This is a genomic window from Shinella daejeonensis (assembly GCF_024281235.1).
GTDB classification, from domain to species: domain Bacteria; phylum Pseudomonadota; class Alphaproteobacteria; order Rhizobiales; family Rhizobiaceae; genus Shinella; species Shinella daejeonensis.
The window spans coordinates 339,190-365,004 of sequence record NZ_JAHWXY010000002.1; the positions used below are offsets into that span (position 1 = coordinate 339,190).

General features: G+C 64.0%; 25 protein-coding genes. 9 read left to right on the forward strand and 16 right to left on the reverse strand.

Features of this window, described 5'->3' with window-relative positions; all coding sequences use genetic code 11:
• Positions 1 to 129 precede the first annotated feature (129 nt).
• Both KYK29_RS08165 and KYK29_RS08170 read left to right on the forward strand, forming a co-directional pair.
• Entirely contained in the window at positions 130 to 891 is a 762-nt protein-coding gene (locus KYK29_RS08165; protein ID WP_254690393.1) for a DUF1223 domain-containing protein, read from the forward strand.
• 336 nt (positions 892 to 1,227) lie between these two features.
• Entirely contained in the window at positions 1,228 to 1,602 is a 375-nt protein-coding gene (locus KYK29_RS08170) for a DUF2794 domain-containing protein (protein WP_254690394.1), read from the forward strand.
• Between the two features lie 87 nt (positions 1,603 to 1,689).
• On the opposite strand, the gene KYK29_RS08175 is transcribed toward KYK29_RS08170, so the two are convergent.
• From KYK29_RS08175 to KYK29_RS08220, 10 genes are all read right to left on the reverse strand, one after another.
• Complete coding sequence (locus tag KYK29_RS08175) at positions 1,690 to 2,523, reverse strand: phosphodiesterase (RefSeq protein WP_254690395.1); 834 nt, start codon at positions 2,521 to 2,523, stop codon at positions 1,690 to 1,692.
• On the reverse strand, positions 2,513 to 3,502 hold the full coding sequence (locus KYK29_RS08180) for a LacI family DNA-binding transcriptional regulator (RefSeq protein ID WP_437437236.1): 990 nt from the start codon (positions 3,500 to 3,502) through the stop codon (positions 2,513 to 2,515). Before KYK29_RS08180 ends, KYK29_RS08175 begins: the two co-directional genes overlap by 11 nt.
• 47 nt (positions 3,503 to 3,549) lie before the next feature.
• Positions 3,550 to 4,350, reverse strand: coding sequence for an ABC transporter permease (locus KYK29_RS08185; RefSeq protein ID WP_254690861.1), 801 nt, complete (start codon positions 4,348 to 4,350; stop codon positions 3,550 to 3,552).
• Between the two features lie 38 nt (positions 4,351 to 4,388).
• Positions 4,389 to 5,210 carry an ABC transporter permease gene (locus KYK29_RS08190; RefSeq protein WP_254690397.1) on the reverse strand — a complete coding sequence of 274 codons (822 nt, stop codon included), beginning with the start codon at positions 5,208 to 5,210 and terminating at the stop codon, positions 4,389 to 4,391.
• A gap of 82 nt (positions 5,211 to 5,292) precedes the next feature.
• Positions 5,293 to 6,429 carry an ABC transporter substrate-binding protein gene (locus KYK29_RS08195; protein WP_254690398.1) on the reverse strand — a complete coding sequence of 379 codons (1,137 nt, stop codon included), beginning with the start codon at positions 6,427 to 6,429 and terminating at the stop codon, positions 5,293 to 5,295.
• Between the two features lie 25 nt (positions 6,430 to 6,454).
• On the reverse strand, positions 6,455 to 7,612 hold the full coding sequence (locus tag KYK29_RS08200; protein ID WP_254690399.1) for an ABC transporter ATP-binding protein: 1,158 nt from the start codon (positions 7,610 to 7,612) through the stop codon (positions 6,455 to 6,457).
• A 94-nt stretch (positions 7,613 to 7,706) separates the two neighbouring features.
• Positions 7,707 to 8,186 carry a VOC family protein gene (locus KYK29_RS08205; protein WP_254690400.1) on the reverse strand — a complete coding sequence of 160 codons (480 nt, stop codon included), beginning with the start codon at positions 8,184 to 8,186 and terminating at the stop codon, positions 7,707 to 7,709.
• Between the two features lie 41 nt (positions 8,187 to 8,227).
• Positions 8,228 to 9,025 (reverse strand): VOC family protein, encoded by a 798-nt coding sequence (locus KYK29_RS08210; protein ID WP_254690401.1) that lies wholly within the window; start codon positions 9,023 to 9,025, stop codon positions 8,228 to 8,230.
• A 28-nt stretch (positions 9,026 to 9,053) separates the two neighbouring features.
• The gene (locus KYK29_RS08215) at positions 9,054 to 9,728 is read right to left on the reverse strand and encodes a glutathione S-transferase family protein (RefSeq protein ID WP_254690402.1); all 675 of its coding nucleotides are present in this window, start codon (positions 9,726 to 9,728) and stop codon (positions 9,054 to 9,056) included.
• On the reverse strand, positions 9,725 to 10,453 hold the full coding sequence (locus KYK29_RS08220) for a DUF1428 domain-containing protein (protein WP_254690403.1): 729 nt from the start codon (positions 10,451 to 10,453) through the stop codon (positions 9,725 to 9,727). The genes KYK29_RS08215 and KYK29_RS08220 overlap by 4 nt, the downstream gene beginning before the upstream one ends.
• A gap of 89 nt (positions 10,454 to 10,542) precedes the next feature.
• Between KYK29_RS08220 and KYK29_RS08225 the strand changes: the two genes are divergently transcribed.
• From KYK29_RS08225 to KYK29_RS08250, 6 genes are all read left to right on the forward strand, one after another.
• Positions 10,543 to 11,205, forward strand: a complete 663-nt coding sequence (locus KYK29_RS08225) for a winged helix-turn-helix transcriptional regulator (RefSeq protein ID WP_254690404.1) — start codon at positions 10,543 to 10,545, stop codon at positions 11,203 to 11,205.
• Between the two features lie 151 nt (positions 11,206 to 11,356).
• Positions 11,357 to 13,108: an alkaline phosphatase gene (locus KYK29_RS08230; RefSeq protein WP_254690405.1), complete on the forward strand. Its 1,752-nt coding sequence runs from the start codon at positions 11,357 to 11,359 to the stop codon at positions 13,106 to 13,108.
• Between the two features lie 79 nt (positions 13,109 to 13,187).
• Entirely contained in the window at positions 13,188 to 13,646 is a 459-nt protein-coding gene (locus KYK29_RS08235; RefSeq protein ID WP_437437237.1) for a hypothetical protein, read from the forward strand.
• A 2-nt stretch (positions 13,647 to 13,648) separates the two neighbouring features.
• Positions 13,649 to 14,314, forward strand: a complete 666-nt coding sequence (locus KYK29_RS08240) for an ABC transporter ATP-binding protein (RefSeq protein ID WP_254690406.1) — start codon at positions 13,649 to 13,651, stop codon at positions 14,312 to 14,314.
• Between the two features lie 13 nt (positions 14,315 to 14,327).
• Positions 14,328 to 15,632 (forward strand): ABC transporter permease, encoded by a 1,305-nt coding sequence (locus tag KYK29_RS08245; protein ID WP_254690407.1) that lies wholly within the window; start codon positions 14,328 to 14,330, stop codon positions 15,630 to 15,632.
• Positions 15,633 to 15,733: 101 nt separating this feature from the next.
• On the forward strand, positions 15,734 to 17,095 hold the full coding sequence (locus KYK29_RS08250; RefSeq protein WP_254690408.1) for an esterase-like activity of phytase family protein: 1,362 nt from the start codon (positions 15,734 to 15,736) through the stop codon (positions 17,093 to 17,095).
• Positions 17,096 to 17,192: 97 nt separating this feature from the next.
• Here KYK29_RS08250 and KYK29_RS08255 read toward each other — a convergent pair whose 3' ends face one another.
• Together KYK29_RS08255 and KYK29_RS08260 are read right to left on the reverse strand one after the other, a co-directional pair.
• Positions 17,193 to 19,280, reverse strand: coding sequence for a putative bifunctional diguanylate cyclase/phosphodiesterase (locus tag KYK29_RS08255; RefSeq protein WP_254690409.1), 2,088 nt, complete (start codon positions 19,278 to 19,280; stop codon positions 17,193 to 17,195).
• Positions 19,281 to 19,433: 153 nt separating this feature from the next.
• Positions 19,434 to 20,501, reverse strand: coding sequence for an AI-2E family transporter (locus KYK29_RS08260; protein WP_254690410.1), 1,068 nt, complete (start codon positions 20,499 to 20,501; stop codon positions 19,434 to 19,436).
• A 246-nt stretch (positions 20,502 to 20,747) separates the two neighbouring features.
• Between KYK29_RS08260 and KYK29_RS08265 the strand changes: the two genes are divergently transcribed.
• Positions 20,748 to 22,079: an acetamidase/formamidase family protein gene (locus KYK29_RS08265; protein ID WP_254690411.1), complete on the forward strand. Its 1,332-nt coding sequence runs from the start codon at positions 20,748 to 20,750 to the stop codon at positions 22,077 to 22,079.
• A gap of 156 nt (positions 22,080 to 22,235) precedes the next feature.
• Here the strand turns inward: KYK29_RS08265 and KYK29_RS08270 are convergent, their stop codons facing one another.
• The 4 genes from KYK29_RS08270 to KYK29_RS08285 all read right to left on the reverse strand — a co-directional run bounded on the left by KYK29_RS08270 (position 22,236) and on the right by KYK29_RS08285 (position 25,712).
• Positions 22,236 to 22,700, reverse strand: coding sequence for a nucleoside deaminase (locus tag KYK29_RS08270; protein WP_254690412.1), 465 nt, complete (start codon positions 22,698 to 22,700; stop codon positions 22,236 to 22,238).
• A 90-nt stretch (positions 22,701 to 22,790) separates the two neighbouring features.
• On the reverse strand, positions 22,791 to 23,381 hold the full coding sequence (locus tag KYK29_RS08275; protein ID WP_254690413.1) for a YqaA family protein: 591 nt from the start codon (positions 23,379 to 23,381) through the stop codon (positions 22,791 to 22,793).
• 386 nt (positions 23,382 to 23,767) lie between these two features.
• Positions 23,768 to 24,664, reverse strand: a complete 897-nt coding sequence (locus KYK29_RS08280) for a sugar phosphate isomerase/epimerase family protein (RefSeq protein ID WP_254690414.1) — start codon at positions 24,662 to 24,664, stop codon at positions 23,768 to 23,770.
• Positions 24,665 to 24,680: 16 nt separating this feature from the next.
• A complete protein-coding gene (locus KYK29_RS08285) occupies positions 24,681 to 25,712 on the reverse strand; it encodes an ABC transporter permease (protein WP_254690415.1) in 1,032 nt (343 codons plus the stop codon).
• Positions 25,713 to 25,815: the final 103 nt, after the last annotated feature.

Here is a 25,815-nt window from a genome sequence, read left to right on the forward strand (position 1 = left end):
CTTTTTCATGGCCCTCCCCACCGTCCCGGGCGGACCGCCCTCACTCCATTGTGACTTCCGGTTGATGCCGTGAACGCGTATGACCAAGACGACGTCGGCACTTACCGACACCTTCTTGGAAGCGATCACATGCTGCGGCGACGTGCTGTCAAATATCTGGCGACGCTCCTCGCGCTATGGGGCAGCGCGAGCCTGGCCCTGGCCGAGGAATCCCGCCCGGTCAAAGGCATCGTCGAACTCTTCACCAGCCAGGGTTGCGCCTCCTGCCCTCCTGCCGACAAGGCGCTGGAGACGCTGGCGCGCGAAGGCGACGTCGTGGCGCTCGCCTATCACGTCGACTACTGGAACTATCTCGGCTGGGAAGACACGCTGGCCTCCAAGGGCAATACCGACCGGCAATATGCCTACGCGCGCATGTTCGGCCGCAGCGGGGTCTACACGCCGCAGGCCGTTCTCAACGGCCGCGAGCATATGAACGGGGCCGATCTCAACGGCATCCGCGCGCGCATCGACGCGCTTCGCGGCGAAGGCAAGGGGCTCGCCGTGCCGATGGCGATGGAACTGGAAAACGACGAATTGCGCATCCACGTCGGCGAAGGCGAAGGCAAGGGCAATATCGTGGTGGCCTATTTCGATCGTGAACGGGCGATCCGCATCGAACAGGGTGAAAACAGCGGTAAGACGGTCAATTACTGGCATGCCGTGACCGGAATCGAAACCATCGGCATGTGGGAGGGGAAGGAAACCAACCTCGTCCTTCCCGCCACGGTGCTGCAAAAGCAGAAGCATGGCGGCGGCTGCGCCGTCCTGTTGCAGCGTATGCGCACAGCCGAAACACCGGGGGCGATCCTCGGCGCGACGGTGCTGGTGCCGGAAAGCGGGAGCTATTGAGAACTCCGCGAGGAGGGAAGGTCCGATCCGGCGTCTTCGAGGGGCTGGGGCTTGAGGGTTCGAGGACGGCCGGACCGGACCGCACGAAGTTGCCGGCAACGGAATACATGGCAACTTCGATGTACGCTCCCGGCGCAGAACCGGCTTTCCACACTTACGTCGGACGGCCCGGCACGCGACAGCGACGGGCGGACTTTCCCCTGAAAATGGGGCGGGCGTTGGGCTGAAATGCGGCGAATTGAAAAAACGCAAGACCCCCTTTCGCCGCCGCCCTTGCATTTCGCCGCCGCTCAGGCAAACTGTCACGCAACCGTCACAGGTAAGCGCGGAGAATGAATGACCGAGCAGCCGGATGAACAGTCCCCCGAAAGCGTGGTGGATCTACGGGACTATCGCAACAGCAGGGATCCGCTTCCGGTAACCTTCAACCGCCGCGAGCTTGACGCCATCCTCTGGATCTACGGCCGCATGGTCGGAGACGGTGAATGGCGCGATTACGCTATCGACCATCTGCGCGACAGGGCCGTCTTCTCGGTTTTCAAACGCTCTGGCGAAATGCCGCTTTACCGTATCGAGAAGAACCCGAAACTCGCCGCCAAACAGGGCATGTACAGCGTGGTGAATACGAACGGCATGATCCTGAAGCGCGGCCACGACTTCCAGCAAGTCCTGAAAATCTTCGACAAGGGGCTCCGCCTCGTCAAGAGCTGACCCTCCGGTATCGATGCGGGCGGCAGCCGATCCTTGCAATCCCGGCGTGACGCAACAATCGTGCGATACCCCGAACCGTTGTCGGCTCTACGCCATGACGGCCGACGCCGGCATAGACGCTCCCGGCCTCTTCGCATCGAACTCCTGCGTATGAACCACCACGCCTTTTCGACCGGCGAGCACGATGCTGTAAGCGGAGGCCTCGAAGCTTATGGCGTGCGGGCCGTCAAACCGGAGAGCCGACTGGTGGCTGGTGCCGCGAACGGTCGTAAACGGAATTCCATCCCAGTTGCCGTGGCTCAGCCGGTGTACATGGCCCGCGAAAAGATGGCGCACGTTTCCGCGCGCCTTGAGAAGCACCAGCAGGGCGTCGGGATCGCTCAGCCGGCATGCGTCGAGCGAGGGGATGCCGATCGGCATCGGCGGGTGGTGCAGGAACATGAGCACGTCCGCCACGGACGCAAGCTGTTCATCGAGCCATGCCAGACGGCGGTCGCAAAGCTGCCCCGCGACGTGGCCCGGCCAGAGCGTATCAAGAAAGATGAGCCGCATCCCGCCGATATCGGCGCGGGACTGGAGGAAACCGTCGATCTCGGGCGCATCGGCGAAGACCTGCCGGAAGGCCGCACGATCGTCGTGATTGCCCAGCATCAGGCGATGCGGCGGCAGCAGGAAGCCGAGACGGTCGGCAAGCGCCGCATAGGCGTCGGCCCTGCCGTCATCGGTCAGGTCGCCGGCAAAAACCACGAGATCGGCATCGGCATGATTAGCATTGATATCGCCGATACAGGCTTCGAGACGTTCCAATGGATCGAGGCCGAACAGCGTCTCGCCGGGCGCGACGAGATGAAGATCGGAGACGATAACAAGCTTCATGACGTCGAAGGGCGCCCGCCGCCCAGGGGTCGTTTCATTCTGCATCGTCCGGTCTTCCAAGGTGAGCGCTGTCGCGCGCGATGAATACGGATTCCAGCTGCACCGTGGAGGGAGCCGCCTCCGGATCGCTCAGCCGGCGCTCGAGTTGGCCGATCGCACGGGCGGCGATTTCCTCCGGGTCCTGCCGGAATGTGGTCAGGCGGTAGGCGTCCCAGGACGCCTCCGGGATATCGTCGAAACCGATGACCGAGAGGTCCTGCGGGATGCGGCAGCCGAAACGGCTGCGCGCGGCGTCCATGAGGCCGAGCGCCATCAGATCGTTGACGCAGAAGATCGCCTCCGGCCGCGGTCGCAAGCCGAGAAGGACAGCCGCCGCCTCCTGCCCGCCGGCATAGTCGGTGTCGCTTCCGCGCGCGATTCGAACCGCCGCGCCCAGACGTTCCGCCGCTTCGACAAAAGCGTCCTCGCGTTCCACGATGCTCGGTGTGCCGGAGGCCGACCCGGCCACGGCAAGACGATTCATACCGCTTCGCACGAAGATGGCGGCAGCCCTTGCGGCGGCGCGGCGATTGTCGGTGCGCACATGATCCCGATCCGCTTCGGCACGACCGATCATCACGAGCGGCTGGCCGTTTCGCCGCGCCAGTTCGGCGAAGGAAGCCGGCGGAGAGCCCGACAGGATGATCGTCGCCTCGGCGCGGTAGCCGAAGAGGGCGGCCTGTGCCGCCTGCATCTCCTGTTCGGAACTGCCGGTGTCGATGAGGAACGGAATATTGCCGCGCCGGATGAGCGCGCGCGAGAGCGAAGCCACGAGATGCGCCCGGAATCCGACTTCCGGCTTGGTGACGACAAGGCCGACAAGACGGCTGCGATTGGCAAGCAGCCCGCGGGCAAGGTCGTTGACCTGATAGCCGAGCGTAGTCGCCGCCTCCAGAACCTTTTCACGGGTTTCCAGCGCGACGCTTGCGCCCGGCGTGAACGTGCGGGAGACCGCCGAGCGCGAAACGCCTGCCAGATCCGCCACCTGTTGCGCACTGACGAAGCCCGGCGTCCGGGGACAGTTTCCGCGCCTCAATGTCCGACCTTCGAAAGCACGTCGGACCTCAGGAAGCGCTCGACGATCAGCATGAAAGCCACGGAAGGGATGAGGAGCAGGAGCGCGGTGATCGAGGCGACCTGATAGTTTCCCCCGGCGCTGGCCGTGTAGAGCAGCAGCGGCAGCGTGTTCACATCCGGCGCGCCGATGAAATAGCTGCCCGTGAACTCATCCAGCGATTCGAGGAAGACGAAGATCGCGCTGGCCAGCAGGCCCGGCGCCGCAAGCGGCAGCGTCACGTCGCGGAATGTACGCATGGCTCCGGCACCCATGGAGCGGGCGGCCTCCTCCAGTTCGACATCCACGGCGGAGAAGGCGGCCGTGGCGATCCACACCGCATAGACGAGCCCGTGGGTCACATGCACCAGAACGACGCCCGTCACCGTGCCGTTGAGGCCGATCTGGTAGAAGAGCCGGGCGATGTTCACATAGACGGGCAGGCTCGGAAAGGCCTGGGGAATCAGGAAAGCGAGCAGGATCAGGGCGCGGAACGGCAGTTTCAGGCGCGCCAGCGCATATCCCGCCGGCACGGCCAGCGCCATGGCGACGATCACCGTCAGCCCCGCCACGACGATGCTGTTGGCCAGCGATTCCATCGCGACGCCGCGCGGCGAGAAAACGCGCGCCCAATAGCTGAACCCGTATTCCAGCGGCAGGGTGTGCGGGAAATACCAGCGCTCGGCAACGGTCCATAGCAGCAGGTTCATCAACGGTCCGAAAATGGCGAAGGCAAGCAGGCCGAGAATGACGGCGCGGGGGATCCACCAAAGATCCACCGTGAAGTCGGGGCGGGCGGCGGTATGAACGGCGAGGCTCACGAGCGTTTCCTCATGCTCTGACGCAGATAGAACCAGCCGACGCAGGCGCTGGCGACAAGGGAAATCAGGCCCAGCGCATTGGCGACCCCATAGTCGCCATAGGCGTTGATGCGGAAGGCGATATCGGCGGTGATCATGGTGGGGGATTGCGCATTGATCATCAGCGGCACCGACAGCACCGACATCATGGTGACGAAGGACAGCACGAGCCCGACCATCAGCGTGGTCGCCACCTGCGGCACGACGATGCCGATGAGGATACGCAGGCGCGAGGCGCCGAGGTTACGCGCCGCCTCTATGGTGCTGCGGTCGACGGACGCCATCGCACCGGCGACGAGCATCGCCACGAAAGGCGTCTGTTTCCAGACGAAGGCGATGACGATGCCGCGCCAGTCGAGAAAACTCATGGCCTGCATGGGCGTAATCACGCCGACGCCGATCAGCACGTTGTTCATGAGCCCGTTCCGCGCAAGAAACGTGCGCAGGATCTGGCCAACCACGATGAACGGAATGAACAGCGGCCAGCGATAGAGCCAGCGCAGAAGCGCGACCGCGCGCGGATTTTCGCCAAGAACCAGATAACCGCCGATCGCGATCGACAGAAAGCCGATGATGGTCGTCGAAAGGGAAACGATGACGACGGTGAAGACGATGTCGGACGTATAAAGCTCGAAAGCCTTGATGAAATTGCCCAGTCCGTATCCGCTGCCGACCGCGAAGGCGCCGATCACGGAACTGGTCAGCGGCACCACGAACAGCAGCGCGATGACGGCAAGCGCGGGCAGGACGAGAAACAATCCGAAAAGACGTATGGGCATGGCATGTCCGCAGGCGCGAATGGGGACGAAGGGCGCGGAAGCCGCCCGTGACCGGGCGACTTCCTCGGGGCTTGAGCCGAGGCTAGTTGGTGACGTGGCGCTCGTAGGCCTCCAGGATCGCGTCATTGTAGGGCGCGATCGGGAACGGCTTGCCGTAGCTGGCGAGATCCTCCGGCGTCACGTCGGTGAACAGCTTCGACCATGTGGCCTCGTCAAGCTCGGACTGGACATGCTGGGCATCGATGCCCGGATACCAGTTGAAGCGCTTGACGATGCCTTCGGCCTGCACCTTCGGGCTGGTCGCCAGTTCGATGAACTTCTCGGCCAGTTCCTTGTTGGCCGCCTTGGCGGGCATCACATAGTGCATCGGCTGGCCGGGCATGCCCGGGGCCGGGAGAACCAGCTTGAATTCGGGCGGCAACTGGCCGTTGGCCTGCCAGGAATAGAACATGTCCACCCATACCGGGCCCATGGCGATCTCACCGCGCGAAAGCAGGTCGAGGGTGCCGGCGTTGCCGGGGGTCAGCGTGGCGTTTGTGGTGAAGTCCGCCAGACTGTCGAAGGCGCTGTTCCACTTGCTGGTCTCGCCTTCCTCGAACGGGCCGTTCATCAGCTTGTCGGCCTCGCCTTCGCCAAAAGCGTAGACCCAGCCCATGACGAAGCTGACGCCGGAAGCGCCGCCCTTGATGCCGTTGTAACCGAACTGCTTCGGGTTGGCCTTGGCCCATTCGGCCAGTTCCTCGTAGCTCTTCGGCGGATCTTGCAGAAGCGCCGGATTGTAGGCGAGAGCCGTCTGGCTGTTGAACATCGGCATGACGTAGCCCTTGACCGGCGAACCGAGCGCCATATCGGCGTTTGCGCGGGTCACCAGCTTTCCGGTGCTGATCCGGTCGCGATAGGCTTCGAGATATTCGCCCGTCACCATGGGGCCGACGAACTTCTCATGCACGACGGCGACATCGGCATCCCAGGCCTCGACGCCCGCCTGCTTCTGGGCCTCGAAACGCTCGACGATCTTCTGCGAGCCGGAATCGCCCGGGCCGGTGCCCACGACGCGCACCGTATTGCCCGGATTCTGCTCCTCGAAAAGAGGCCCGAGATATTCATTGATATAGTCGACCATGTTCTGGTCGCCCGCCGTCAGGACGGTGAGTTCCGCCGCGAAGGCCGGCTGGGCCGCAAAGCCGAGAACCAGCGTTGCCTGAAGAACTTTCTTCATGGGATGACGTCTCCGTTGGGTAGGATTACGCTTCTGATGTTTCCAGGACGTCGGCCTTCCGGCCGTCGTGCAGGGAACCTGTGTGCGGCCGCGTGACGTCGGCCTGCGAATGGAAAAGAAAGAGATTTCGGGCCGGGATGCGGATCCGCACCGGCTGGCCCGGCGCGAAGGGCAGCGCTGCATCCACGAGAAGGATGTCGTCGCCGACGCGAACGGCGTGACGCCACGTCCCGCCGGGATAGCTCGCCGCTTCGACATGGCCGAAGAGTTCCAGCGCATCGGTGGTTTCCGCAGGAGGAAGGTGTCCGTCCAGAAGCTCCGCCCCCTCCGCCCGGAAGCGTATTTCGAACGGACCGTCCTGAAGCAGCCGGCCGTCGAGCGGCAGCACCGCCCGCGCATTCGTGCTGCCCGCCTCGATCACGATCCTCGCGTTCCGCAGCGCACCGGGAAGCGTCAGCATATTCTCGGCACCCATGAAGGCGGCGACGAAGGGCGAGGACGGCCGGTTGAAAACCTCTTCCGGTGCGCCCTGCTGGGCGATGCCTCCGGCATTCATGATGACGATGCGATCGGCCATCACCATGGCCTCCTCGCGGTCGTGGGTGACGTGTACGGCGGTTATGCCGAGACGCTTCTGAAGGGCGCTGATATCGTGCCGGACCTTGAGGCGGATCCGTGCGTCCAGATTGGACAGCGGTTCGTCCAGAAGCAGGATCGCCGGATCGACGGCCAATGCACGGCCGAGCGCGACGCGCTGGCGCTGTCCGCCCGAAAGGGCGGCGGGCTTGCGCTGGCCGAGACCCGCCAGGCCGAGAAGTTCCTGCAATTCATCGACGCGGCGCACGATGTCGGCGCGCGCCATGCCGCGCAGCCTGGGGCCGTAACCGATATTCTGCGCCACCGTCATATGCGGCCACAGCGCGTAGGACTGGAAGACCAGCGCCATGCCACGCTTGTCGGGCGGCAGCCGGGAAACATCGCGGCCGTCGACCCGGATGCTGCCGGCCGATGGTTTGACGAAGCCTGCGATCGCCCGCAGCAGAGTGGTCTTACCGCAACCGGACGATCCGAGAAGAGCCACGAATTCGCCCTGGCGGATGGACAGGTCCAGCGCATTCAGCACCGGCGTCCGGCCATAGCCAACCGTAATGCCCTCGATGCCGAGAAAGCCGTTCTTGCTCATTTTCTACCCTTGCACAGCTGTGCATCGACGGTTCCAGCACCGTCTTTCCGGCAATGAGCATTAAGCGGCTTTCATAACGGCGGGATGACAGACTTCAGCCGTCACCGCGCCGCGCCGCCTCAATGGCGGCCACATCGATTTTCTTCATGGTCATCATCGCTTCAAACGCGCGCCTGGCCTCCTCACCGCCGACCGCCAACGCCTCGGTGAGCACGCGCGGCGTGATCTGCCAGGAGATGCCCCATCTGTCCTTGCACCAGCCGCACACACTTTCCTGCCCGCCATTGCCGACGATGGCGTTCCAGTAACGGTCGGTTTCCTCCTGATCGTCGGTGGCGATCTGGAACGAGAAGGCTTCGCTATGCCGGAAGGTCGGCCCGCCATTGAGACCGAGACAAGGGACGCCTGCCACCGTGAATTCGACCGTCAGCACGTCGCCCTTCTTGCCCGAGGGGAAATCGGCGGGCGCACGGCGGACGGCGGTGACGGTGCTGTCGGGAAAAATCCCGGCATAAAAGCGGGCGGCGGCTTCGGCCTCCCTGTCGTACCAGATGCAGATCGTGTTTTTCGCCATCACGGGCTCCTCTCGCTTCGAGGCTATGGTTTGACGCCGGTTCACATCTTGCCGCCGACCACCGCGAACCATGCGCCCTGCGGGTCCTGCGCCACCGCGATATAGGCCGGGCCGGGAACCTCCATCGGACCATGATGAACCTTGCCTCCCGCCGCGGTGATGGCCTCCACGGTTTTCGTCACCGCGCCGTCGACACCGAAATAGGCAAGCCAGGCCGAGGCCGGTGCATTACCGAGACCCATCACCGCCCCGATATCGACGTCCTTATGGCGGAACAGCTGGTAGGTTCCCATGTCGCCCATGTCCATGGCCTCGCCCTTCGTCCAGCCGAACAGCCCGGAATAGAAGGCGAAGCCGGCCTGGGGATCGCTCGACATCAATTCGTTCCAGTTGCCGTGACCGGCTTTTTTCTGGTTGAAAGCACCCTCCCCCGCTTCAGCCCTGGCGCGATCGGCCTCGCTCATCCGGCTCATATCGGGTTGCAGCAGGCCGAAGACCGCCCCCTGAGGGTCCGCGACGACCGCAAAGCGACCGGTATCGGGAATGTCGGCCGGCGCCTTGTAGACTCTGCCGCCGGCCGCTTCGACATCGGCAACGGTCCGGTCGCAGTCATCCACGGCGAAATAGATCAGCCAGTGGGGCGGCGGGTTTCCCGTCTGGCCGGCGCTGGACATCATTCCGGCCACCATGTCGCCATCGGATTTGGCGAGCCGATAATCGAAACCCTCCATTCCGCTATCTGCGATCCGCCAGCCGAAAATCCCGGCATAGAAGTCGCTCGCGGCCTCGAGATCGCCGGTTCCCAATTCGTACCAGCACGGATTGCCATGATACTTCATCGTCCTTCTCCTCATTGCTGATTGCGGTTCAGGCGAACCGGCTCATCTGGCGCGCCTCATCGGCAGCGCGCCAGTGGGCCATGTGATCGTCCATCGCCTTCCTGAACGCCGGGCGCGCGGTAGCCCGCGCGACGTAATCCGCCAGCGCCGGATAGCCGCTCAACTGACCCTCGACGTCCGGGATGCGCAGCACGTCGACCATCATGATATCGGCCACGCTGAACGCGCCGGCGATCCACTCACGGCCGGACATCAGTGTTTCCAATGCGTCGAGCTTTGCCTTCATATTGCGGCGGGCCCGCTCGACCACGTCGGGCGTCGAAGGAGGCCCGAAGAATTCGGGCATCCGTTCGGCCAGAACCAGGCCCATCCATCCGCCGCTTGCGGCCTCGACGGAGTTGAGCGCGGCGATCAGCCATTGCGTCACTTCGGCGCGACGGTCTTCCGGCAGCAGCGGCGTTCCCTCGGCCAGATAAAGCGCTATGGCGCCGCTTTCGAAAAGCGTCAGATCCCCATCCCGGATGATCGGCACCTGCGCGAAAGGCTGCATGGCGCGGTGGCCATCGCTTTTCGGGCGCGCCGGAACCGTCGCGACCGCATAAGCGCGTCCGGTTTCCTCAAGCGCCCAGCGGACCCGAAGATCGCGCACGAAACCGCGCGGAAAATCGGGCAGCCAGTCGTAGGTGTATAGAACCACGCTCATCGGGCTGCATCCGAATCGAAGATCGGTTCGAAGCCGCCCCACATCATGCGCATGCCGTCGAAGGGCATTTCCGGGAATTCCTGCCCCTCCATGCCGGCTTCCATCGCCTTGGCCGCCGCATCGCAGGTCGCCCTGTCGGGCCATGCGGTCCAGCTGAACATCGGGACTTCACCCGCCTCGGACCTGGTGGCGCGATAGAAGTCGGTCTGCTTGCCGTGCGGCACATCCACCCCCCAGGCCTCGACCGTTCCGAGGCAGCCATGGGGCTTGAAGGCGTCCTCCCAGGCGCTGGCGGCCATTCCGGCATAGGCCGCCTTGTTGTTCTGCGGCACCGCCAGCACAAAGCCCTGGATGTAGCCGGCGCCCTTGTCCGTTCCTTCCTCGAAGATCGGCGCAAAACCGCCGAAGATCATGCGGCTGCCGTCGTAAGGCATTTCCGGCATTTCCTTCATGGCGGGATCGTCCTGCATGTTCTGCCAGGCCGTATCCGCCGTCGCCCTGTCCGGCCATTCGATCCACGCATAGACGACGGTTTCATCGTCCCTGGCGTTCACTGCGCCGTAGAGATCGTTGACCTTGCCCCGTTGAACATCGACGCCCCAGCTCTCGATCATGCGGGTGGCGCCATGCTTTCGAAACAGCGGCCAGGCGGCCTGTATATGCTGGATATATTCCTGTTTTTTCGCCGTCGGAACGGCCGCAAGGGAACCGGTATAGTAAGCCATGTCACGTCTCCTCCAGACAGAACTTCAGCACCCCAGCGGAAGCCAGCATGACTCTTGTAGTATGAAAAAGCAACTGATAGCATCAAAAAATGACGAAGCACGATGAATTTCCGCGGATCCGTTACGACGAAGGCTGTCTGGCGGCCCATGCGCTCAACCTGATCGGCGACCGCTGGGCGCTGCTGGTGGTTCGCGAACTGATGTTCGCTCCCAAGCGGTTTCAGATGATCCGCGCCGGCCTGCCCGGCATCACCGCGGGCGTCCTGACCGGCCGGCTGGCGCAATTGCGAGCGGCCGGCGTCGTCGCGCATGACGAGCGGCTGGGCGCCTATTCGCTGACGGACGCGGGACGCGGCCTGCTGCCGGTGCTGGAGGCACTGTGCCGATGGGCGCTGACCATCCCCGGCCACGATCCCTCCCGCTTCATCAGCCCCTCGGCGCTGATGATCTCGATGGGCGTCAACCTGATGCCGGACAAGGCCGCAGGCCGCACAGCGCTTGCCGGCTTCGACTTCGGAACGGAAGCCTTCGAGACGCGGCTGGTCGATGGCCGGCTGGCGACGGAACTGGTCGCAAGGCCCGATACGCCCTTCGTCCTGACGGGAAACGGCAATGCGATGGCCGCCGCAATCTATGGGACAGCGCCGCTATCCCTGCTGATCGCCAAAGGGATCATCGGCGCACACGGAAATATTCCGGCGGCACAGGATTTCGTCGACCTGTTCCGGCTGGAAGCCCGGCCGCAAGCATAGAGCCAAATCGGCGCACCCGCGACAAAACCGGCATCCCGGCCTCGGCGGCGACATGTCCGCATCCGCATTTCCGTTCGCAAAGGCTCTGTCATCAGCCCGTAACCTGCGGGGGCTAGCTACCGCGTGTCCTATTCAATTCTGGAGAACCGACATGCGCGGACTGCTCGCCATCCTGACAGCAACCACGGTACTGGCCACCTCGATGACCGCCAGCGCCACCACCATCTTTCCGCTCGATCGCGCCACGATCCTCACCTCCTCGCCCTTCGACGTGAAGGTCGAGTTCGATGGCGTCGTTTCGGCCGACGACGTGAGTGTCACCGTCAATGGCAAGCCCGCCGCCGAAGCCTTGGGCAAGGACGTACGCTTCATCGAACGCGAGGACGGCGTCGAAGCCTCCGCGGTGCGCATCGACGGCGTCCTCATCGCCGAGCCCGGCACCTACACCGTGGTCGCCAAGGCCGGCGCGGAAGAAAAGTCCGTGACCTGGGAAGTCTACGGCACGCCGGAGACGGCACAGGCGAAGAACGTCATCTTCCTGATCGCCGACGGCCTTTCGGTCGCCCATCGCACGGCGGCGCGCATCATGTCGAAGGGCATGACCGAGGGTAAGGCCAACGGCCGCCTCAATATGGACGACCTCGACCGGATGGCGTTCATCGGCACGTCATCGACGGAAGCCGTCGCCACCGACAGCGCCAACACGATGTCGGCCTATATGACCGGCCACAAGACCGCCGTGAACGCGCTCGGCGTCTATGCCGACCGCACGAAGGACTCGCTGGACGATCCGAAATTCGAAACGCTGGTCGAAGCGCTGCGCCGCCAGACCGGCAAATCCGTCGGCATCGTCACGACTTCGGAGTTGCAGGATGCAACGCCCGCGGCGCTGTTTGCGCACACCCGCCGCCGCGCCGACAAGGCCGAGATCAACACCATGATCTACGACCTCAAGCCGGAGGTGATCCTCGGCGGCGGTTCGGCCTATTTCCTGCCGCAGGCGACGCCCGGGTCCAAGCGCAAGGACGATATCGACCACATCAAGCTCTATCAGGACGCCGGCTACACTTTCGCCACCACGGCGGGCGAACTTGCAGCGGCATCCGGTTCCAACACCGGCAAGCTGCTCGGCCTGTTCCATACGGGCAATCTGGATACGACGCTCGACCGTGAATTCCTGAAGAAAGGCACCGTCGACAAGTTCCCCGAACAGCCCGGTCTCGTCGCCATGACGGAAGCGGCACTTGGCCAGCTCGCAAAGAACGCCGAGGGCTTCGTGCTTGTCGTCGAGGCGGCCAATGTGGACAAGATGTCCCATCCGCTCGACTGGGACCGCGCCGTCGTCGACACGATCGAGTTCGACAAGGCCGTCGGCGTCGCGCGTGAGTTCGCGGAAAAGAACCCCGATACGCTGATCGTCGTGACCGGCGACCACACCCATGGCGTCTCGATCATCGGCACCGTCGACGACGAGAAGGAAGGCATGGACATGCGCGAGAAGGTCGGCACCTACGCCGACGCCGGCTTCCCCAACTATGTCGATGAAAACGGCGACGGCTATCCCGACCGCGTCGATGTTTCGCGCCGCCTGTTCCTGGCCGCCAACAACGGCCCGGATCACTATGAGACCTTCCGTCCGAAGCTCGACGGCCCCTTCGTGCCGGCTATCCAGGACGAGAACAAGAAATATATCGCCAACGAAGCCTATAAGGACGTGCCGGGCGCCGTCCTGGTCGAGGGCAATATCCCGCGCGACGGCGACACCGGCGTCCACGCCGTGGACGACGTGGTTCTTCAGGCGACCGGCCCCGGTTCCGAGCGGTTCAAGGGCTATATGGAGCAAAGCGACGTCTATCGCGTGATCGCCGAAACGCTGGCGCTTGGCGTCAAGCAGACCCAGTAAGCCTGACGACAAACGGGCAGGCCCGGGATCGTTCCGGGCCTGCCCCTATTTTTCCCATACCTTCGCCAAGGAGGCTCCAATGATCTCGACCGGGTTCAGCCGCCGACAGGCACTGACCGTCATGGGCGGCGCGGCGCTTTCGCTCACCCTGCATCCGACACGCGCCGCCGCTCAGACCATCGCCTTCGACGAGCTTTACGGAAAGATCAGCGTCCTCGGGCTCACCTTCTCCGACAAGGTGCTTGCGCTCAAGGGCGAGCGGGTGGCCATGCGCGGTTTCATGGCGCCGCCCCTCAAGGCGGAAGCCGATTTCTTCGTTCTGACCGAAATCCCGATGGCGCTATGCCCGTTCTGCTCATCCGACGCGGACTGGCCCGACGACATCATCGTGGTCTATCTCGACCGCGCCCAGACATTCGAACAGGCGAACGGCATCATCGAGGTCTCCGGGACACTGGAGGTCGGCTCCTGGACAGATCCGGAAACCGGCTTCGTCAGCCTGCTGCGCATCGTCGGCGCGAACTTCTCGGCGGTATGAGGATGCTGGCGCTCTCCGTCGAGAAACTGGACGTTCGCTTCCCCGGCCTTCCGGTCGCCGCCCTCGACATCGCTTCGCTGGCGCTTGCGGCCGGCGACCATATCGCGGTCACCGGGCCATCGGGAAGCGGCAAGACCACCCTGATGAACGTCTTGACCGGCATGGAGCGCCCCTCCGGCGGGCGCGTCGCCTGGGGCGCAGATGAACTGACGGCCATGACGGAGACACAGCGCGACAGATGGCGCGCGCACAATGTCGGTCTGGTGATGCAGGAATTCCACCTGTTTCCCGGCCTGTCCGCGCTGGACAATGTGCTTCTGCCGCAAAAGCTGGCGCGATATTCGCTGCCGGCGGGCATGAAGGAAAGCGCGCGGTCGCTGCTCGCCCGCGTCGGCATCGAACGCCTCGATCAGCCGATCGAAACCATGTCGCGCGGTCAGATGCAGCGGGTCGCCGTCGCACGGGCCCTTGTCGGCCGGCCCGGGCTGATCGTCGCCGACGAACCGACCGCCAGCCTCGATGCAGAAGCCGGTGAGGCCGTCGCCGACCTGTTGCTCGAACTCAGCGGCGAGACCGGCGCGACACTCCTCGTCGCCAGCCACGATTCCCGCCTCATAGACCGGCTCGGCCGCACGTTGCGGCTTGAAAACGGCCGGCTCCTTTCCTGACATCGGAGGCGATATGTTTTCCTTCATCCTCGCCGATCTGCGGCGCAACTGGATCGGCGTCTCGATCGTCCTGCTTCTGGTGGCCTTGTCGACGGCGCTCGGCGTTGCGGTCACCTTGCAGGAAAGGGCGCTGCGCCTTGGAAGCGCGCGCGCCGCCGCGGCCTTCGATCTGGTCGTCGGCGCGGCCGGCAGCGAAACCCAGCTTGTCCTGTCCTCGGTGTTCCTTCAGGCCGCCCCCCTGCCGCTGTTGAAGCCGGACGTTCTTGCCCGGCTGCGCACCGATCCGCGCGTCGAGACCGCGATTCCCGTCGGCTTCGGCGATTTCGTGGGCAACCATCCGATCATCGGAACCACGCGGGAAGCACTGGAAGCGCTGGGCGGTATCGCGGACGGAGAGACCTTCGAGCATCTCGGCGACGCGGTGGTCGGCGCGCAGGTCAAATGGAAGATCGGCAGCACGTTCCATCCGGTTCACGGCTCCGCCGGTCAGGCCGGCGAGGTCCATGCCGATGTCGACTATCTTGTCGTCGGACGCATGGCTGCAAACGGAACGCCCTGGGACCGGGCGATCCTGGTGCCGATACAATCCGTCTGGAACGTCCATTCGCATGACGAAGGACATCAGAGCCTCGGGCCGGAAGAACAGATGCCGCAGGCTCACCACGATGCGGACAACGCTCATGGCGGCCATGACCATGACCATGACCACGAAACGCATCGCCATGACGAGGCGGGCCATACGGCCACCCCGATCGATGACACCGCATTGCTCGACGGACGCAATCCCGGCGTGCCCGCCGTCGTCGTCAAGCCGCGCTCGATCGCCGACGCCTATAATCTCCGCCAGGAATACCGGCGGGACGCCACCATAGCGGTGTTTCCAGGCGAGGTTCTGACACGGCTTTACGGCACGCTCGGCGACGCGCGCCATGTGCTCGGCATCATCGCCGTCGCCGTGCAGGCGCTGGTCGCCGCGGCGATCCTGCTGGTGATCGCCCTGCAGGTCTTGCAGCGTCGCCGCCAGATCGGCGCGCTTCGGGCCTTCGGGGCCTCGCGCCCGGTCGTGCTGGCGATCGTCTGGCTGGAAACCTTCGCCGTTCTGGCCGGCGGGGTGATAGCCGGATTCGCCATCGGCTACGGCGTCACGAAAGCGCTTGCGCATCGCCTCGGCGCGGCCAGCGGCGTGGCCATGCCGGTGGAATTCCATAGCGCCGATCTCTGGACACTCGCCGCGATGTTCGGCGCGACCGTGCTCCTGACGCTGCTTCCGGCCCTGATCGCCTACCGCCAGTCGCCGGCGCAGGCGCTGCGTCCATAGGACAGGCTCTTCACGGATTCCGGCTTTCTGCAACATCCGTGTCATGGACGAAAGCTATCAATCAGGCGCAATCATCGACCTCCCTCCCAAAGGAAATCTCCATGCTCAAACATGCCCTGTTGACGACAGTCGTTCTGGTGGGCGCCTGCCTGCCGGCGGCCGCGGAAGAAACGTTCAAGGCGACACTTGCCGGACATGCTGTCCTGCCCGCACTCACCCTTATCGCACCGCCCGCCGACGCCCCTCGCGATGCCCTGGTATCGGGGAAGTTCACCGGCAAGGCCCGCAACGACGCCCCGATGAGCGTCATGGGTGACGTCGGCGCCGCCTATGGCAGTCATCCGACCGGCATATCCCTGCCTTTCATCGGCCAGCCGGTGCAAGGCATGTCGGGCTTCGCCATGAACCGCGGCGAAGACGGCAGCATCTTCACCCTGACCGACAACGGCTTCGGGACGAAGGCCAACAGTGGCGACGCGCTGCTGTTCTTCCATCGCATGAAACCGGATTTCGAAACCGGCAAGGTCGAGCGCGTGGAATCCGTCTTCCTGCACGATCCCGATCGCAAGGTTCCGTTCCGTATCGCCTACGAGGGAACCGAGAACCGTTACCTCACGGGCGCCGACTTCGACCCCGAGAGCATCCAGTATCTGAACGATGAAGTCTGGATCGGTGACGAATTCGGGCCCTATATCATCCGCGCGACCGTCGATGGCCGCATCGTCGACGTCTATCCGACGATGCTGGACGGCAAGCAGCTCACGGGTCCGGATACGCCCGGCACCGTGGTTCCCGCCGCTGCCGGCAAGGATTTCCGCGTTCAGCGTTCAGGCGGCTACGAAGGCATGGCCTTGCAGCCGCAAACGAACCTGCTCTGGGCCATGCTCGAAAAGCCGATCCTCGGCGACGAGGGCGAGCCGGAAGGCAATTTCCTCCGGGTCATCACCTTCGACACCGGCAAGGGCGAATGGACCGGCGACAGCTTCAAATTCCGCCTTGCGGAAGGTGCCACGGCCATCGGCGACTTCAACTTCATCGACGATACCCGCGCGCTGGTCATCGAACGCGACAACGGCGAGGGTGATCCGAGCCTTGCCTGCGCCGAAGGGGCGACCGACGCATCGGCCTGCTATCCGATCCCGGCGAAGGTCAAGCACATCGTCCTGGTCGATACCGCGAAGATCGACGAGGAGGGTTTCATCCATCGCATCGGTCATGTCGACCTGATGGACATTCAAGACCCGGACGGCAAGGCCATCGTGAAATCCGAGGCCGCGCGCGATCTGGCCGGCAAGTTCACGTTCCCCTTCTTCACCATCGAGGACGTGATGCGCGTGGATGAAACGCATATCCTCGTCGCCAACGACAACAACCTGCCGTTCTCCGCCGGACGCGAGATCGGCGTTGCCGCCAATAACGAGTTCATTCTTCTGGAGGTCGGCGACCTGCTCGCCGCCAGGTAAGACCCCGGATAACAACCATCGTCGGCGGGCGGTCTTCGACCATCCGCCGACGACCCTCCGAAACGGACCGGATTGCGGTTCGCAATGGCAGATGTCGTCAGTTACCGGCGCCGGCGACCTTGAGGGCGGGACCGGCATCGTCTCCGTCCCGACCGGCGTTCAGCGTAAGCTCACCCCTGCCGATAATCTCGACAAGGGGAGCCGGCCGGCCGAGAAGAAAGCCCTGCGCTTCCTCGCAGCCTTCGGCATTCAACATGGAAAGCTGGTCCTCGGTCTCGATCCCTTCCGCCAGGACCGGAATGCCGAAAGTCTTGCCGAGCGCGAGCACGGCCCGGACGATCGCGATCGTCTGGGGATGATCGGCAGCCATGGTGAAGAACGAACGGTCGATCTTGATCCGGTCGAAGGGAAACGCGCGCAACGTCTCAAGGGAGGAGTAACCCGTGCCGAAATCGTCGAGCGCGATGGAAACACCGAGATTCTTGATCTGGCGCAACATGAGCAGCGCGCGTTCCCGGTCGGCGAAGATCGCCGATTCCGTCAGTTCCAGTTCCAGCCGTTCGGGCGCAAGGCCGGTTTCAATCAGGGTTTCCATGATGACGCGCGGCAGATCGGCGCGGATGAACTGAACGGCCGAGAGGTTCACGGCGACCTTGTAGGGCTCCGCCCATGTCGCGGCTTCCGCGCAGGCCGTTCGCAGCACCCATTCTCCAATCGGCAGGATAAGGCCGTTTTCTTCCGCCAGCGGAATGAACTCGTCCGGACCAATCGGACCGAATTGCGGATGTTCCCACCGCAACAGCACCTCATATCCCAGGATGTCGCCTGTCGAGACGGCCGTTTGCACCTGATAGTGCAGCGAGAATTCATGGCGTTCGAGCGCCTGGCGCAAATCGGCGGCAAGGGTCCGGCGCGCCCTGATCTTCTCGTCCATGCCCGCTTCGTAAAAGCAGACGTTGCGTAGCGGATCGGCCTTCGCCCGATACATGGCGAGGTCCGCATGGTTGACGAGATTTTCCGCGTCGGCGGCATCGTCCGGGAAGATCGCGACACCGAAGCTTGCGCCCGGCACGATCTCCGCGCCATCGAAGTGGATCGGCTTGAACAGGGCAGCCTCCAGCCGGGCGAGGAAATCGGAAAGAGCGTGCACATCGTGCATACGGTAGAGGCCCGAGAACTCGTCTCCGCCGGTTCTCGCGACGAACTCGGACGCTTCCTCGTGCAGCAATTCGCGGATGCGCCGGCCAAGGATACGCAGCACCTCGTCACCGGCGCTGTGGCCCCGCAGGTCGTTGACCTCCTTGAAGCGGTTGAGATCGATGCCGACGAGCACGAGCCTGCCGTTGTTTTCGCGCGCCAGCGCCATTTCGGCATTGAGGCGCTCATTGAAGCTGGCGCGGTTCGGAAGGCCGGTGAGCGTATCGCTCAATGCCAGCCGACGCAGCTTTTCCATCGACGCCGCCCGGGCGCTGTCGTCTATCATATAGCTGACAGCACCCGCCCCGACGATGACGAAAGACATGGCGGCGACAGCAAAAGCCAGCGCCTGAAAGGCCGCCGGGTTCGAGAACGAACCATCGACCAGCAGCGGTTCGACACGAAACGCGGTCATGCCGGTGAAATGCAGCATGACGATCGCCAGGGCGAGAACGCCCGCCATGAAATTGGTGGACCGCGGGCCGGGCCGCATGGCCAAATGCAGCGCCACGGCGGACAGGCCGACCGAAAGCACGATGGAAACGATGAGATAGGTCGGGTTCCAGGACACGATTCCCTGCACCCTGTAAGCCATCATGCCGGTATAATGCATGGCCGCGATCGCAAGGCCGACGATCGCGCCGCCGAGAGCCGGCGTGAAGCGTGCGAGACGGCTTGCTGCGACGATGAAGCCGATCGTGCTGCCGATAACCGAGACAAGCAGCGAAACAACCGTCATGGCCAGGTCGAAGCCGACCGGCACGCCGGCGTCATAACCGAGCATGCCGATGAAATGGGTGCACCAGATCCCGACCCCGGCCGCAAGTGCGGTCATGAACAGCCAGCCGTAACGTTGTGCGCCGTCCGTGCTGGCCATCCGCTGGAAGAGCCGCGCCGTCACCCATGACCCGGTGACGCAAAGCAGCGCCGCAAGCAGCACCAGCCATCCGTCATGCTCGTCCAGAACACATTCAACTATTGTCATCATCGAAAGATGCCTCCCGGGCACCCGCCTGCCAAAAGTGCGGTTCATCCCGGTCTAGGCGAAATGTGGTTGAAACGATCTTAATCACCAGACGGCGATACGGCGCTTTTCGCAAGTGAGGTCCCGCAGCGTCGACATGGCGCGGGAAGCGCCCACCTAATCTGCCGATGGGCCTGGCTCTGCCGCGCCGCGCGTAGCCGTGAATATGTCCCAGACCGCAATGAACATCGCCGCGATGATCGGGCCGATGACGAAGCCGTTGAGACCGGCCGCCGAAATGCCGCCGAGCGTGGAGATCAGGACAAGATAATCCGGCATCTTGGTGGATTTACCGACGAGAACAGGCCGCAGCAGATTATCGACAAGCCCGATGACCAGCATGCCGAAAGCGATCAGGACGATCGCCTTCCAGACCGCCCCGGAAACGAGCAGATAGATTGCGACCGGCAACCATACGATACTCGCACCCACGGCGGGCAGCAGCGCGAAGAACGCCATCACCACGGCCCACAGCACCGGCGCATTGATCCCGAGAAGCCAGAAGATCAGGCCACCGAGCGCACCTTGCAAGGCCGCCACGAAGACCGAGCCCTTCACGGTGGCGCGCACGACGACGGTAAATTTTTCCAAAAGCGCGTCCCGCTGCGAAGCGCGCAGGGGAATGGCGTCCTTGATCCGCCGGGTCAGACTCGAACCGTCCCGCAACAGGAAGAACGTCAGATACAGCATGACGCCAAGGGCCACGATGAATTCGAACGTGCTCTGTCCGACGGTGACGGCACGCGAGGCGAGCATCTGGAGGAACTGGGAGAACAGTTGCGACAGGCGGTCGCGAACCGCATCGAGGTTCATCAGGTCGAGGCGATCCAGCAGGCCCCGGAGCCAGTCCGGCAGCATGTCGCCGACCTCCCGGAAGTAGCGGTTCGCATCCAGTTTTCCGGACTGGAGACTATTGTAGAGGCTGGTCGCCTCGATCACCAACGAGGATGCGATCAGCATCAGCGGGACGATAACCAGCAGAATGACGAGCAGCACCGTGATGCTTGCGGCCAAGCCTGCACGCTGGCCCGTCAGCCGAAACAAATGGCGGTAGAGCGGCGCAAAGACGATCGCCGCCACCACGCCCCAGAGCACCGCCCCGAAATAGGGCCATACGATCAGGCCGAAAGCAATCGACGTTCCGACGAGCAGCCACAGGAACGCATGGTCTTCTATCGCGCGCATGCCGGTCTCCATTGTCCGCGCCGAGACGCAGCCTCCGGACCTTCATACATCATTCCACGGCAAATGGTTAAGCCGCACGGCAGAGACCCGGACATCCCTTCCCTGCCCCCGGATACATCCCTGCCTGACGAGCGCTGGCCAGTTCGGCGCTCCTGGCGTAGCATTGACGGAACATAACGGCCGGGAGTTTCGCAACGGCGATGTCGCGGCCATCCGGATCATGCTCGAATTGAAGAGGAAACGGCCATGAACAAGAATGCCCGGATTTCCACCGCGCCGCGTCGCAGCGTCGTCGTTCAGGGGTTCACCAACAGCGTGCTGGACCCGCAGGCCCCGATGCTGGGACCCGTCGAGAACGGCGGCACGATCATCGCCAACACCGCTCCCGGCTGCTGGGGACCAATGATTACGCCGCGCCTGCGCGGCGGCCACGAGGTCACCCAGCCGGTCCATGTCGACGGAGCGGAACCCGGCGACGGCATCGCGATCCGCATCCGCGACATAACCGTCACCGCGCTAGCGACCGCATCCGGCCACGATTCGTCACCGGACGGCTTCTGCCTCGGCGACCCCTATGTCGCGGCCCGCTGCCCGACCTGCGACGAGGTCTGGCCGAAAACCCATATCGAGGGGATCGGCCAGGATGCGGTTCGTTGCGACAAATGCGGCAACCCGGTCAAGCCCTTCGAGGTCGTCCACGGCTATACCGTCGTCTTCGACGACACCCGCCAGGTCGGGGTGACCCTTCCGAAGGAGGCCGCCGAGAAGATCGCCCGCGACGCGCATCACTACGCCGCCCTGCCGGACGAATCCGTCCAGCATCCGATCCTCACCTACGCACCGGCGGATATGGCGGGCGTGATGGTGCGCATGCGCCCCTTCCTCGGCCAGCTCGGCACGACCCCGTCGCGGGCCATGCCGGATTCGCACAATGCCGGCGACTTCGGCGCTTTCCTCGTGGGCGCTCCCCATGCCTATGGCATCACCGCCGAAGAACTGGCCGCCCACAAGACCGACGGCCATATGGATATCGACGCGGTGCGTCCGGGCGCGATCCTGATCGCCCCGGTCAAGGTCAAGGGCGCGGGCGTCTATATGGGCGACATGCATGCGGCCCAGGGAGACGGAGAGATCGCCGGGCATACGATGGATGTCGCCGGCAGCGTCACCTTGCAGGTCGAAGTGGTGAAGAACTATCCGATCGACGGCCCGGTGCTGTTTCCGCTGCTGGAGGATCTTCCGCCGCTTGCCCGGCCCTTTTCTGCGCAGGAGCGCGCCCGGGCGGAGCGCCTTGCTAGAACCTGGGGCATGGAGGCGGTCGAGGAACTGGCGCCGGTCTCCGTCATCGGCACGGCGGCCAACATGAACGCCGCCATAGACAACGGATTGGAAAGGGCCGCCCGCCTTCTCGGCATCAGCGTGCCGGAGGTCCGCAACCGGGCGACCATCAACGGCGCCATCGAGATCGGCCGCGCGCCGGGCGTCATCCAGGTGACCTTCCTCGCGCCGCTCGATCGTCTCGACGCCGTCGGCCTCGGCGACTATGCGCGGGAGCAATATAACCTTCCGGCCCGCTGAACGGGACAGAAGGCCTGCGCCGGGCCACGCAGGAACGCTATCTGAACCGGGCGTTCCGGCCCGGCCCGGCCCGGGCATGTGCCGTCACCGGACTGGCAGGACGGCAGGGCTCGGCCGTAAATCCGGCCGACGGCGTTGCCCGCTGTGGCGTATCGCTCAACCCTGCCGCTTCTTCCAGCTGGCGTAAAGATCCGGCCGCGTTGGAAGGCGAACGGGCAGGTGTTCGATGCGCATCGACTGTTCGGCGAAAGGTTTCGCCAGATCGGCATAGATGGCGGCGGTGGAAAGGCCGAAGGGCGCACCCTCGTCATTGGAATAAGCATAGGCAACACGCCGCACGCCGGAAAGCCGCATGGCCGCCATGCACATAGGACATGGATGTCCGCTGGCATAGACGGCGCAGCCATCCAGATCCGGGGAGTTGAGGGTGGCGCTCGCCGCGCGGATCGCCATCAGTTCCGCATGGGCGGTCGGATCGTTGGTGGCGGCGATCTCGTTCACGCCCGTTGCGATGATCGCCCCGTCCCTGACGACGACCGCGCCGAAGGGCCGGCCACCCTTTTCCATATTGGCATGCGCCAGTTCGATGGCCTCGCGAAGGAAGGCGCTTTCATCATCCATCGTCATCTCCTCAACCGTCCGGAACGACATATAGCGGTTGGCCGGCTGTTTTCCATGGCCTGTCCCGATCGGCCGTCCCGAGGTGAGCCCTCAGCCGCCTACCCAACGGTATCCGGCATAAGCGGCGACCAGCCCGACAGCCACGACGCCGAAGATCTGACCCATGCGTTTCTCGACGAACGCCTGGATCGTCTCGCCGTAGCGCCGCAGCAGGAAAGCGAGCAGATAGAAGCGCGCGCCACGGGCGAGGATGGCCGACAGGACGAAGTGCCAGAGATTGACATGTGCGGCGCCCGCAAGGATCGTCACCACCTTGATCGGCGGCAGATGGGCAAGGCCGGAGGTCACCAGCAGCAGGATCAGCTGCTCGTCGCCGACGCGGGATTTCAGCGCCTCGAAGGCGTCCAGCTTGCCATAAAGGGCAAGGACGGGTTTGGCGACGCTTTCATAGGCGTAATATCCAAGAAACCAGCCGGCGATACCGCCGGCGACGGAAGCCGAGGTAGCGATAAGCGCGTAGCGGTAAGCGCGCTCGCGCCGCGCCAGCGCCATCGGCAGGAACAGGACATCGGCGGGCACGAGGAAAACGGAGCTTTCGATAAAGGCTATGAAGGCAAGCCAGACTTCCGCGGACTTTCGCGCCGCAAGCGACAACGTCCAGTCATAAAGTTTGCGCAGCATGCTTCTTCCGCCTTCCCGCGGTCACAGACCTAGGGGCCTGGGTATCGTCGCGTCACCGATATACGGCAGCCCCAGCGAACTCAAGCCGGCGCCCGTCCGAATGGCGTCCGGTCTGCCTCCTGAGAACGGGCGGCGCGATCTTCGCCCGCCGGGCAAAAAGAAAGGGCCAGCGGCGAAAGCCACGGCCCTTGAAAGGTATGGAGATTTTCATCTCCAGAGGGGAACAGCTCATGCGATGGACTGGGAGGAACCATCGCTGCCAGAGCTGTTATCCTTATGCGCCTCTTTTGCGCGGGGTAGAAGCCCTATTGCTGCAAGGCAGCCATGCGCCGGCGCATACCGGAACCCTAGGGGCCATGCCCGTCATGGGAAAGGATCGCCGGATGTCAGGCCGGCAGGGCCGACCGGCGCGGTTCCGCCTTTCCTTCCCGCGCCGCCTGAAGATGCGCGAGCATGAAGGTCTTCGCGTGACGCGCCAGATCCTCCCCGTCGTCCCAAAGGTTGCGCCAGATGCCGAGGATGCCGCAAAGCGGCTGACCGACGACCGTGGATGAGAAGGATTCGAACACGATGGGGCCGCTATAGTCGATCCGCGCGAGGCCATTGAAAATGCGGGGAAAATCGACCGATCCGGCACCCAGATAGCCCCGGTTCGACTCCCCGATATGGAAATAGCCCAGATGTTCGCCGGCGTCGACGATCGCCAGTTCCATATCCGCTTCCTCGATATTCATATGATAGGAATCGAGGTGGATCCGGACGTTCGGCAAACCGATCATCCGGCACAATTCGACACCTTGCACGGCGGTATTGAGGACATTCGTCTCGTAACGGTTCACGACTTCCAGACCGAGCGTGATGCCGTGCCTTGCGGCCTCCTCGCCGACCCGCGAGAGGACTTCGACCGCACCCGCGATACCGGCGGCCGTCGGCGGCTCGGCATATTTCTGGAAGGCGGAATAGAGGATACCGCAGACATGTGACGCCCCGAGGTCGCCGGCGGCCGCGATGACGTCCCGCAGGCGGGCCTCTCCCGCCCGCACGCGCGCCGGATCGCCGCTCGAAATATCGCTTTCCGCATCGAGGCCCAGCGACAGGTTGGCCCGAATCCCGGCCTTGTCGAGCTGCCTGGCGGTGAAGGCGATATCGAGCGCCTTGGGATCGGGAGCAGAGATCTCGATGATGTCGAACCCGAGTTCCGCGGTCTTGTTGACCGCAAGGACACAGTCGTCCCGTCCCCAGTCACGCACCCATACGTTGGCGTGGAGGCCAAGCTTGTTCATTCCTTTTTGCCTTTCCCTATACGCGCGTCATGCTGCGACGGCGCCACTGGTCGAAAATCACCACCACCACGATCACGACGCCCTGCGCGATACGTTGCCAGAACGGACTGACATCGAGGAGGTTGAGGCCGTTGCCGAGCACACCGATGATCGCCGCGCCGATGATCGATCCCCACACGCCGCCCTCGCCGCCGAACAGATTGGTGCCGCCGATGACGACCGAGGCGATGGAACGCAATTCCTCGCCCTCCGCCATCAACGCATTGGCCGAGTTCAGCCGGCCGACCAGAATGATGCCTGCGATCGCCGCCAGCAAACCGGAGATCGCATAGGTCATGATCTTGGTGCGGGAAATGCTGATCCCGGAGGAATGGGCGGCCGCCCGGTTGCCGCCGACCGCGTAGATGGCGCGGCCGAGCGTCGTGTAGCGCAGCACATACCAGCCGGCGACGGCGCAGAGCAGCGCGACCAGGGCGCTGACCGGAACGCCGAAAATCTGGCCGCCACCGAACCAGATCAGGGTTTCGGGAAGCTGGCGCCCGGCATTGAACGAGGGAACCGGCAGACCGTCGGTGGTCAGGAGCGCTGCGCCGCGAAACGCCGTCATCGTACCGAGCGTCGCGATAAAATCGGGGATCTTGAACTTGGAAATGAGCCAGCCGTTGATCGCGCCGGCCACGACGCCGACGAGAAGCCCGATCAGGATCGCCACCACCGGCGGCACATAGCCGAAATCGATGCCGAACAGCACCAGCGGCTGCGTCAGCAGCACGGCGGTGATCGACGCGGCGAGCGCAGCGATGGCCGCCACGGAAAGATCGATGCCACCCGTCAGGATGACGAAGGTCTGGCCCACCGCCAGGATTGCCACGAAGGCCGACTGCCGCGCGACGTTGGATATATTGTCGAACGTCAGGAAGTTGGAGGTGGCGAAGGAGAGGTAGGCCATCAGCAGCACCAGGGCGATCAGGGGGCCGGCCTGGAAGACGATCGCCTTGATCTGCGCCCCGCGTGTGCCCGTCGCCTCCGGTTTCGATTTCGCGCTCATGCTGCTCCCCACTCTCCAGAGCAATTCCGGCTGACCGGAGTTGCTATAATATATTGTTTTTACCGCATTATCCGACGCCGAAGCGATCTCGCTTCGGCTGAAA